The 10,970-nt window shown below is 41.5% G+C and carries 5 protein-coding genes; all 5 read left to right on the plus strand.

Annotated features, from left to right (window positions below):
* Nucleotides 1-302 precede the first annotated feature (302 nt).
* The 5 genes from J3L18_RS02020 to J3L18_RS02040 all read left to right on the plus strand — a co-directional run bounded on the left by J3L18_RS02020 (nucleotide 303) and on the right by J3L18_RS02040 (nucleotide 10,962).
* Nucleotides 303-884, plus strand: coding sequence for an RNA polymerase sigma factor (locus J3L18_RS02020; RefSeq protein ID WP_129570521.1), 582 nt, complete (start codon nucleotides 303-305; stop codon nucleotides 882-884).
* 92 nt (nucleotides 885-976) lie between these two features.
* Nucleotides 977-1,990 (plus strand): FecR family protein, encoded by a 1,014-nt coding sequence (locus J3L18_RS02025; RefSeq protein WP_129570520.1) that lies wholly within the window; start codon nucleotides 977-979, stop codon nucleotides 1,988-1,990.
* A 314-nt stretch (nucleotides 1,991-2,304) separates the two neighbouring features.
* Nucleotides 2,305-5,580, plus strand: coding sequence for a SusC/RagA family TonB-linked outer membrane protein (locus J3L18_RS02030; protein WP_189549332.1), 3,276 nt, complete (start codon nucleotides 2,305-2,307; stop codon nucleotides 5,578-5,580).
* Between the two features lie 35 nt (nucleotides 5,581-5,615).
* Nucleotides 5,616-7,217 (plus strand): RagB/SusD family nutrient uptake outer membrane protein, encoded by a 1,602-nt coding sequence (locus J3L18_RS02035; protein WP_129570518.1) that lies wholly within the window; start codon nucleotides 5,616-5,618, stop codon nucleotides 7,215-7,217.
* A 355-nt stretch (nucleotides 7,218-7,572) separates the two neighbouring features.
* Nucleotides 7,573-10,962: a VCBS repeat-containing protein gene (locus J3L18_RS02040; protein WP_311085248.1), complete on the plus strand. Its 3,390-nt coding sequence runs from the start codon at nucleotides 7,573-7,575 to the stop codon at nucleotides 10,960-10,962.
* Nucleotides 10,963-10,970 lie beyond the last annotated feature (8 nt).

Genomic DNA, 10,970 nt, shown 5'->3' on the forward strand with positions numbered 1-10,970 from the left:
CTTTTTATTGATGTTAAAGTAACACTTAAATTTGTACCGAATTCCTCATGGAAAATTCTTATATCTCTGGCACGCAAACAGCGATATTTGTTTTTTCGGTATATTTATCGAACTTGAAATGAATGTTTATTTAACAATTAATTTAAGTTTTTATTTGATTATTGATTTAATTGATTTAGATTAGTAATACAATTAAAACCTAATTATAGTTCCCTCTACACGGTGAATTTTTATTGACTGGTATACAAATTAGTTGTTTTCAATGAAGACGGACTGTAACTATTATAAACATCAAATTTATAATGAAACCAATTGAGTTAAATCATACTGACGACGTTTTATTATTGCAGCAAATAGAACAGGGCAGTCAACATGCATTTAATTTATTGTATGAAAAGCATTGGGGAAACGCCTATTCTGAAGCCTATAAACGTTTAAAGGATTCGGATCAGGCAAAAGATATAGTCCAGGAAGTATTTACCCATATTTGGCTCAAAAAAGAAAGTCTCCGTATTCATAATCTACCGGCTTATTTAACAGTAGCTATACGTAATAAGGTGTTTAAACTGGCTGAAAAGCAGAAAATCATTCATCCATTTTTTGATGTCATTGATGACCTGCCTGCATCTTGCCAACAAGCTGACGACAATTTGCTTTGGAAAGAGTTTTTAATATCTTATGAGGCACTTTTAAATACACTTCCTCCTAAAAGGCAAATTATTTTCCGGCTTCATTATCAGAACGATTTACCAACCAAAGAAATCGCGGCACAATTAGGTCTCACAAGAAAAACAGTTCAAAATCAGCTCGGAAAAGCTATTGAAAAATTGAAAGTGTCATTATTACCCTTCATTTCTTTATTGATCATTTTATTTGGGCAATAAAATAATTAAGTCTGAAAAAAAAATTTTTAGCAGAGTGGGACTTTTGTTTGTTTATAGGTCATATCTATAATCAGTAGTACAACCTATTTTAAATGGACAAGCAATATTTTCTTGAACTGTTGCATAAATATCTCAATAATGAAGCAACAGATGAAGAACAACAATTTTTAGTTAAATATTATGAGTTGTTTTCTGCTGAGCCAGATATTGTTTCTCTATTGAGTGATGAGCAGAAGAAGGAAATCAGGGAAGAAATAAATGCCTCAATTTGGGAAAACATCGATAAACATACCGGTGTTGATAAAAAAATAATACGCCTCAAGACTTGGGGCAGAAAAATAGCTTCCGCAGCGGCAATCATTGGGGTTTGTGGCATAGGGTATTTGTTTTTACACAATAAATCGGTTGTTAAACCGCCCCAGTCATATTCGGCCCATCGGCCAAAACCTAACCTGTTTCTGGTACTGCCTGACGGAAGCAGGGTAATACTCAGCTATGGTAGCAAACTTAGTTATGCTTCATCATTTGATGGCCTTACGAAACGCGAAGTATATCTTACGGGTGAAGCCTTTTTCGATATAAAACACAACAACTTAAAACCGTTTGTTGTACACACCGGTAAAATAAAAACAACCGTGTTGGGTACTGCATTTGATGTAAAAGCAGTGCCCGGTGATAAAACCATAACAGTCACCGTTACCAGAGGCAAGGTAAAAGTCAGCAATAATAACAAGCTCCTGGGCATTATTGTTCCCAATCAGCAGATCACCTTTGACCGGCAAAAATCTATTTCAATGCAAACTAACATAAATGCAAAAAATTATACAATCTGGACGGCGAAGGATGATTTATATTTTGAAGATGTAACTTTTGGGGAAGCAGCCAAGGTATTGGAAGACAGGTTTAAGGTTAAGATATTATTTACAGATCAGTTGGTTCGCTCAAAACACTTCACCTCTACTTTCAATAAATCTGCCAACCTGGATCAGGCATTAAAAAGCATTTGTGAGTTCAATGACGCCATTTATTCGTACGATAAAGCAAAGACTACCATAACCATCTCCACTAAATCTCAAGCCAATTCAACTAAATCTCAAACCAATTAAACTTAAAGTATATGAAGAAAAAGTACCTCAAAAATCACAAACAGATCCTGTTTAAAAGAAGTCCGGATAGTTCTCCGGCATAAAAAACCCTCTGAACCATTTCCGGGGAAATAACCTCAGAGGGTCGCTAACGCTATTCGACTGCAATCGATTGTATTAGCCGGGTGTTTTAAATTTTAACATTCAATCGAAGACATTAATCACTTAAAACAAACTAAATTATGAATTTTTCCATAATTCTGGCAGAACCGCGGCATTTTGTTAAATACCCGCTCAGATTTCATCTGCTAATTGACTTAAATTTTAAACAGTGTATGAGAATCGGGATAATTTCAATGTTCATATTAGCTACTTCAATTCCTGTATTTTCAGCAGCCCCTGTAAAGAGTCAGACAATTGACCAGGTAGCGGTGAGTCTTACACTCAAGAATGAATCACTTGTAAAAGCTTTTCATAAAATCGAATCACAAAGCAGTTTTCATTTTATGTATCGCAATGATGATGTGAAGGATATTCTCAACCTGGATATTGCTGCCAGTAATAAATCGATAGCAGTAGTTCTGAAGGCCATTTTGTCTAACACTTTGCTCAAATTCAGACAGATTGATGACCAGATATTAATTACAAAATCAAATCAGGATAAAGCGGCAACCGATGAAAAAGCAGATGTCACTACTGATATAGTAGCATCCAAAGGCATAATTAAAGGAACGGTGACCGATTCAAAGGAGAGTCCGTTAGCGGGTGTTACGGTAAAACTGGATGGCGCAATTTCATTAAATAAAGCAACAGACGTTAACGGCAACTATAGCTTCGCTAATTTACCGGCAGGTAACTATACGCTCACTTTTACTTTTGTTGGTTTTAAATCGGTAACAAAAACATTAGCATTAGGAGAGGATCAGCAAAGTGTAATTAATGTGGTGTTAACGGAAAGTACAAATGGCCTGGACGAAGTTGTTGTAACTGGTTACGGAACACAGAAAAAGCGGGAAGTAACCAGCGCAATTACCTCTGTAAGTGCAGCACAATTTAATAAAGGTAATATCAGCGATGTTGCACAGTTATTACAAGGTAAAGTAGCCGGTCTTTCTATCGCACGCCCGGGTGGCGACCCTAACGGTGGTTTTGCCATCAGGTTAAGGGGACTTTCTACTTTAGGAGCTAACACACAGCCGCTAATAGTGCTTGATGGCCAGGTGGGGGCTGATATTAATACAGTTGATCCAAATGATATAAAAAGTATTGACGTACTGAAGGATGGTTCGGCCGCTGCCATTTATGGTACACGCGGGTCGGCGGGCGTTATCATTATAACAACCATCGCAGGAAAGAGAGGGATGTCAAAGCTTACTTATAACGTTTCAGGTACTGAAGAAACCCCTGCCAAATTTACCAAGCATATGACAGCCGCCGAGTTTGTTGCGCTTGGCAAAGGGACAAACTATGGCTCTTCTACCGATTGGAATAAAGAAATAACCCGTTCGGCTTTTTCACATGTACATAATTTAGGTATTTCGGGAGGTGATGAGCGTACTGTTTATGATGCAACTTTAAACTATCGCAATAGTCAGGGTGTTGCAATCAGAACTGGTTTTCAGCAATTAAATGGCCGCTTGAATATCACACACAAGGCGTTGGATAACAAATTGGTCCTCAATTTAAATATAAATACTACTAACAGAAACTCACAATTTGGTTTTCCAGATGCTTTCAAATATGCAACCATTTTTAACCCCACAGCACCAGTTCATTCTACAGATCCGTTATATGATTTAACCGGCGGTGGTTTTTTTGAATCCAACTTCGTTGATTATTCAAACCCGGTGGCAATGTTGGTTCAAAATACTAACGAAGCGCGGAATAAGAAGTTTAATATTGGCGGTACTGCGACCTATGAGCTAACTAAAGGATTGAAGTTTGCTACTAAATATTTTAAACAAACAACAAGCATCTATCATTCAGAGTACTCCCCAACTACAGCCTTTATTTCCAGGGGCTTTCCGTTGGGCAGTGGTTTTGGCCGTTCGGGTATTTCTGCAAAATTTGATGATGAATCTGAAAATAGCTTGCTTGAAAGTACCTTGTCATATGACAAAACAATACATAAACTGGAGATTGCTGCCGTCGCCGGATATTCGTATCAGGATTTCTTTTACCAGGGATTTGATGCCCAGGGCGGTAATTTTGTAACCGATGCCTCAGGTCAGAATTTTGCCGCAGCGCTCGACTTTAAAAATGGTATAGGCGTAGTTGAAAGTTATAAAAATGAGAATAAGCTGATCTCGTTTTTCGGGCGGGTAAACTTAAACTATGATAATATCGCTTTCCTTTCCGCCAGTTTAAGAAGAGACGGTTCAACAGAGTTTGGTGTAAATAACAAATGGGGCTTTTTTCCTGCTGTTAGTGCAGGTTTTGATTTGAGCAGAATATTAAAGATTCAAAGTATAAGCAACCTCAAATTGCGTGGCAGCTATGGGGTTACCGGTGCATTACCACCGTTTCCGTATCTTTCATTGTCTACTTTATCAAATAGCGGCGGTACCTACTATGCGGGCAATGGTGTATACCTCAGTACCTACAGTGGCACCAGGAACCCTAACCCCGGTCTGAAATGGGAAAAAAAAGCTGAAACAGATATCGGTTTAGACTTTTCACTGTTAAACGGAAGGCTAACCGGTACCTTTGACTATTTCAACCGGAAAACTACCGACTTGATTTTTGACGTTACGGTGCCTTCGCCGCCGGCGTTATTCAACAACACATGGGAAAATATTGGTGAGTTGAGTAACTCGGGTGTGGAATTAGCTTTAAGCTATGAAGCTATTAAAACACCTGACTTCAGTTGGACTACCGGTGGCAATATTTCAAGTTACCACGTAGTTTTAACAAAGCTGATTGACGCTTTAAAAGGTTCGTACGTAGGGGCTACCAACCTTGGCACTCCTGGCCAGGAAGCCACGCAGTTAACGAGGGCGGTAGAAGGTCAGCCGATCGGTATACTTTACGGGCCCAAATATGTAGGTGTTGACGCAAATGGTGTATACCAATACTCTGACGGCAAAGGCGGCACTGTTGGATTAGCAAATGCGCCACGCCAGGTTATTGGTAATGGCTTACCTAAATTTGAATTTGGGATTACCAACGCCTTTAGATACAAACAGTTCGATTTCAACTTTTTTCTTCGCTCATCTATCGGTCATCAGTTAATCAATACTTACCGCGCGTTTTATGAAAATCCAAATGTTGCAACCAGCTACAATATAGTAAATACCAAATATTTCAATCCCAAAGTTACCGATGGTGCTGCATACAGCAGTTATGACGTTGAAAAAGCATCTTTCCTGAAATTGGATAACGCAACGTTTGGCTATACTTTCAAGATTGCCAAGAGCAGTAAACCGGGGATGATTAGCAGTTTGAGAGCCTATATTTCGGGCCAGAACCTTTTCACTATTACCGGTTATACAGGTGTTGACCCGGAGGTTAGGTACGCTGACTCTGGAAACGTGTTAGCTCCGGGTATCGATCGCAGAGAGACATGGGTTTACACCAGGTCATTTACCCTCGGTGTTAATTTGGGATTTTAATTAAGGTATTTTTCAAAGTTTAATATAAACAAATTATGAAACATAAATCATTAACAAGATATTCGTTGCTGGTGTTTCTTGCTGCGGCTTCATGTACAAAGCTGGATGAAAAAGCATTGCTCTACGATCAGGTAACTGAGGATAGTTTTTATAAAACAGATAAGCAACTGGCGGCCGCTGTGGGCGCTGCATATTCTTCTATTTATGGTTATAACGGTGCTTTCTTTAACTTAAATGAGGTTACTACCGACGAGGTTGTTGTACCAACACGGGGCGCGGACTGGGGTGACGGTGGCCACTGGGTACGTTTAAAAACACATAAAACCAACAGCACCGATTCACAACCAGCTAATGGCTGGAGCCTTGGTTTCGGCGGGGTTACCACTTGTAACAAAATTTTAGCCGCCCTGGCTGTAAGTAAATCACCAACTGCTGCTACTTATGTAGCAGAATTAAAATGTTTAAGGGCCATTTACTACTACTGGCTGCTTGATTTGTTTGGCAACGTGCCTATCACTACTGATTTTTCGGATACCAAACCCCCAGCAACCAAAAGCCGGGCCGAAGTTTACGCTTTTATTGAATCAGAATTACTGGCAAATATTGAAAAACTACCCAAAATAGGCACAGGCGATGGCCCATACTATGGCCGTGTTACTTATTATGTTGCTGAAGCAACTTTGGCCAAGTTATATTTAAATGCCCAAACTTATACCGGAACCCCACAATATGACAAAGCATTAGCTGCATGTGATGTAATTATTAATTCCGGTAAGTATACGCTGATGAATAATTACGCCGACAATTTTTCAAGGAATAATACGGGTTCAACCGAGTCTATTTGGGCGATACCGTTTGATGGGGTTAAAGCGGGCGGCTTTAATATGAATATGGAGACTTTGCACTTGCAAAGCCAGAATACTTATCAAATGAATAACCAGCCATGGAATGGATTTGCTTCGGTACAGGAATTTTACCAATCCTATATTGACCCGGCGCAAAATCCGGGCCCGCAGGGAACAGTTGTAGGTCTTGACCCCAAAGGTACACCTACTACCGGTACCCTCGATAAGAGGATGCTGAATAATTTCCTTGTTGGACCTCAATACCAGGCTGATGGGGTAACCCCCTTAACAGACGGCGGTGCAGATGTGACGGATCCTAATGGTCCGCCTATTACCTTTACCCCTTACATTAACGAACTGCAGCCCAATGCCTGGAGACAGGCAGGTGCACGTATTGGTAAATGGCAATTTTATAAAGGTATGCAGACAAGTTTGGATAATGATTTGGCAATTTATAGATACGCCGATATTTTGCTGATGAAGGCCGAATTATTAGCCAGAAAAAGTGGCAATTGGAACGATCCGGTTACGCTTGCACTGGTTAATCAAATCCGAACAGTACATGGAGGGGTTGCACCATTTACCAGTTTAACTCCTTTAATATTTTTAGCAGAGCGCGGCCGGGAAATGTTCGCAGAAAGCTACAGAAGGCAGGATATGATCCGTTTTGGTGTTTATAATGACGCGTACCGTTTTCACCCGGCCGATCCGGATGCTCACGTTAATATTTTCCCGGTACCCGAACCTCAAATTAATGCAAATCCAAACCTGAAACAAAACCCCGGGTATTGATAAAATACCTGAGTTAGTAAAGGTGCTCTTTTAAGGAAAGCAAGTAATAAATCACTTGCTTTCCTCATTAAATACCACGGATTTACCTAATTGACCTGGATGTTGGTTTAATTGTTTGATTATTAGTTGGTTGTGTTTTGCTGTTTTGATTGAGTTGTTGTCAACTCATCAGGTTTAGAAATTGCGACGGCTACAATATTTGAACAAGGTGAAAAGGAACTTATTTTATATAAAGTGAATGATTAAACCGGTACTTAATATTATTCATGAGCTAATTGTATTATTGGTTTATTCTCCAATAAAACGTAGTTCCCCAAAGGTCATTTTATTTTTCACAGCCTTTTGGCGTTCCGTTATGGCGGCAAAGATATATGCTTCATGCACCGGGGCCAGCTATATTCGGCAGGTGTTGTTTTTTGCATTTTTATTTTTGATTGGCTGCAATACCAGTGAGCCTAAAAAAGACGAAGGCAACAAACTTTTTTCACTGCTTCCTTCATCATCTACAGGAATAACTTTTGCCAATGATGTTAAATATACCGAACAATTGAATGTTTATACCTACCGTAATTTTTATAACGGTGGGGGTGTTGGTATTGGAGATATTAATAATGACGGCTTGCCGGATGTTTTCCTTTGCGGAAATCAAAAATCAAACAGACTCTATTTAAACAAAGGCAACTTTCAGTTTGAAGACATAACCGATAAGGCCGGACTCTCTTCGGCAGGTGTCTGGTCAACTGGCGTTACCTTTGCGGATATTAACGGCGATGGGCTGTTGGATATTTATATATGTAAGTCGGGCGATTTTTCCGGAAAAAACAGAAGTAATCAGTTATTCATTAATAATGGTAACCTCACGTTTACCGAAAAAGCGGCCGAATACGGGTTAAATAATAAAGGCTTGTGTACTCATGCTGTTTTCTTTGATTACGATCACGACGGAGACCTGGATTGCTACCTTCTTAATAATTCGTTTCGTTCGGTAGGGAACTATGACTTGATCAAAGATCAGCGTAATACTCCCGATCCCCTGGGCGGGAATAAACTGTATCGTAACGACGGTGGTCATTTTACAGACGTGACCCAACAAGCAGGAATATACAGCAGCAAAATTGGTTTTGGATTAGGTGTAACCATTTCTGATGTAAACGGGGATGGCTGGGACGATATCTATGTTTCCAACGATTTTTTTGAACGTGATTACCTCTACATTAATAATCGCGACGGTACCTTTAAAGAGTGCCTTACCGACGCAATTAGGGAACTAAGCCAAAACTCAATGGGAGCTGACATAGCCGACATCAATAATGACGGCTATCCTGATATTTATGTGACTGATATGCTTCCTGAACCGGAATCAAGGTTAAAAACAAAAACAGCTTTTGAAAACTGGGATAAGTATCAGTCCGACCTCCAAAATGGATATTATCAGCAATTCCTTCGCAATGTTTTGCAGCTGAACCAGGGGCCGGTTATGAATAAAAACTTAGTCACAAATAAGATAAACTTCAGCGAGATAGGCCGGCTTTCGGGAGTTCATGCAACCGACTGGAGTTGGGGCGCGCTGATCTCGGATATGGATAATGATGGGTTTAAAGACATTTTCGTTAGCAACGGTATTTATAAAGACCTAACCGATCAGGATTATATCCAATTTATGGCTAACCCGATACAAGTAAGAAAAATGATGGGTAGTGAGAAGGAGGTAATTAAGAAGCTAATAGATAGCATGCCCTCGGAGGCTGTGCCTAACTATGCCTATCGAAACAATGGGGACCTGACATTTACCAATAAGGCGGCCGAATGGGGCCTTGGTGATCCGGGTTTTTCGAATGGTTCGGCATATGGTGATTTAAATAACGATGGGGCGCTTGACCTGGTGGTGAACAATGTAAATATGCCGGCCTTTATCTACCGAAACAACAGCAGGAAGCTGGAGCCGGCGAATAAATATTTGAAAGTAGTATTGCAGGGCGAGGGGAAGAACCGCTTTGGCGTAGGGGCACAGGTAACGTTATACTATAATCATACATTAAACTACCAGGAGCAGGTTCCGTCGCGGGGATTTGAATCGAGCGTAGACACCCGTTTGAATTTCGGGTTGGGTAAAATAAAGGAGATCGATTCGATAGTGGTAAAATGGCCTTGCGGTAAGCAGAAAGTATTAAAAGGAGTAAAACCCAACCAGACAATCACGGTAAAAGAGGCTGAATCGGGACTGCCCGGGAAAGCAGTGAGGGGGGCAGCCGGTTCAAAGCCGGTGTTTGAACAGAGTACAGATAACCATGGGATAGATTTTGTGCACAAGGAAAATGACTTTATAGATTTTGACAGGGAAAAGCTGATCTTCCAGATGCACTCGGCCGATGGCCCGCGGATAGGTAAAGGCGATGTCAACGGCGACGGTTTGGAAGACTTCTATATCTGCGGGGCCAAGGACCAGCCAGGCGCATTATATATCCAAACGCCAGGGGGGCGTTTTAAACGGAGCAACGAAAAGCTGTTTGAGCAGGATAAGGCCAGTGAAGATACGGACTGTTTGTTTTTCGATGCGGATGGCGACGGGGACCAGGACCTGTATGTATGTAGCGGAGGCAACGAGTTCTCGGCTAACTCGACGGATCTGATCGACCGGCTATACATCAATAATGGGAAGGGTAATTTCAGCAAATCGCAACAGGTGTTGCCGTCATTTCAGTTTGAGAGCAGCTCCTGCGTAACGGCCGCAGATGTTGACGGGGACGGGGACCAGGACCTGTTTGTTGGAGTGCGGTTAAAGCCGGGTGAATATGGCTACCCGTGCAAGGGGTATCTCCTGCAGAATAATGGCAAAGGCTATTTTACAGATGTAACCGACGAGAGGGCCCCGGGCTTAACGGAATTGGGTATGGTTACCGATGCCAAATGGTTTGATTATGACCGTGACGGAAAACCAGATCTGGTGGCCTGCGGGGAGTATATGCCGATCCGGATATTCCATAATGAGGGGGGGCGTTTAAAGGAAGTAACGCGCGAAGCGGGCCTGGAGTGGAGTAATGGGTGGTGGAACCGTCTGGAGATTGCGGACATAGACGGCGATGGTTACCCGGATATAGTAGCCGGGAATCACGGGCTAAACTCCAGGTTTAAGGCAACCAGAGCGAAGCCTGTAAGTATGTATGTAGGGGACTTTAGCGGCACGGGCAGCATAGAAGATATAGTATGCACCTATAACGGCGATAAACAATACCCGATGGCATTGAGGCATGACCTGGTAGGCGAACTTCCCTACCTGAAGAAGAAATACCTGCGGTACGCTCAGTACAAGGAACAAACGATGGAAGGTATATTTGGCAGGGAGCTGTTACAAAAGATGGTTAAGCTGGATGCCTGCGAAATGCGGAGCAGTGTGCTGCTGAATAAGCGGAATGGCAAGTTCCTGATGAAGCCATTGCCGGTGGAAGCGCAGTTTTCGACGGTTTTTGGGCTGGTGGTGAAAGACTATGATGGGGATGGAAAAAAGGACATTGTGCTGGGAGGCAACTTTTACCAGTCAAAACCGGAAGCAGGGATCTACGATGCCAGCTATGGACTGCTGCTTAAAGGAGACGGGAAAGGTGGCTTTACGGCAGTTAAGCCTCAGGTAAGCGGCATCGTAATAAAAGGGGCGGTACGTGATATGAAAGAGATTAAAGCCGGAAACAACAAGCTGCTGATCGTAGCTAAAAATAATGATAAAACAGAGGTGTTAAGTTTTAAATAAGATGGTGG

The sequence above is a fragment of the Mucilaginibacter gossypii genome (assembly GCF_017569325.2).
Lineage (GTDB): Bacteria > Bacteroidota > Bacteroidia > Sphingobacteriales > Sphingobacteriaceae > Mucilaginibacter > Mucilaginibacter gossypii.

Coding starts and splice junctions, on each gene's coding strand:
- J3L18_RS02035 (WP_129570518.1), top strand. CDS start 5,616: ATGAAACATAAATCATTAACAAGATATTCGTTGCTGGTGTTTCTTGCT.
- J3L18_RS02040 (WP_311085248.1), top strand. CDS start 7,573: ATGGCGGCAAAGATATATGCTTCATGCACCGGGGCCAGCTATATTCGG.
- J3L18_RS02025 (WP_129570520.1), top strand. CDS start 977: ATGGACAAGCAATATTTTCTTGAACTGTTGCATAAATATCTCAATAAT.
- J3L18_RS02020 (WP_129570521.1), top strand. CDS start 303: ATGAAACCAATTGAGTTAAATCATACTGACGACGTTTTATTATTGCAG.
- J3L18_RS02030 (WP_189549332.1), top strand. CDS start 2,305: ATGAGAATCGGGATAATTTCAATGTTCATATTAGCTACTTCAATTCCT.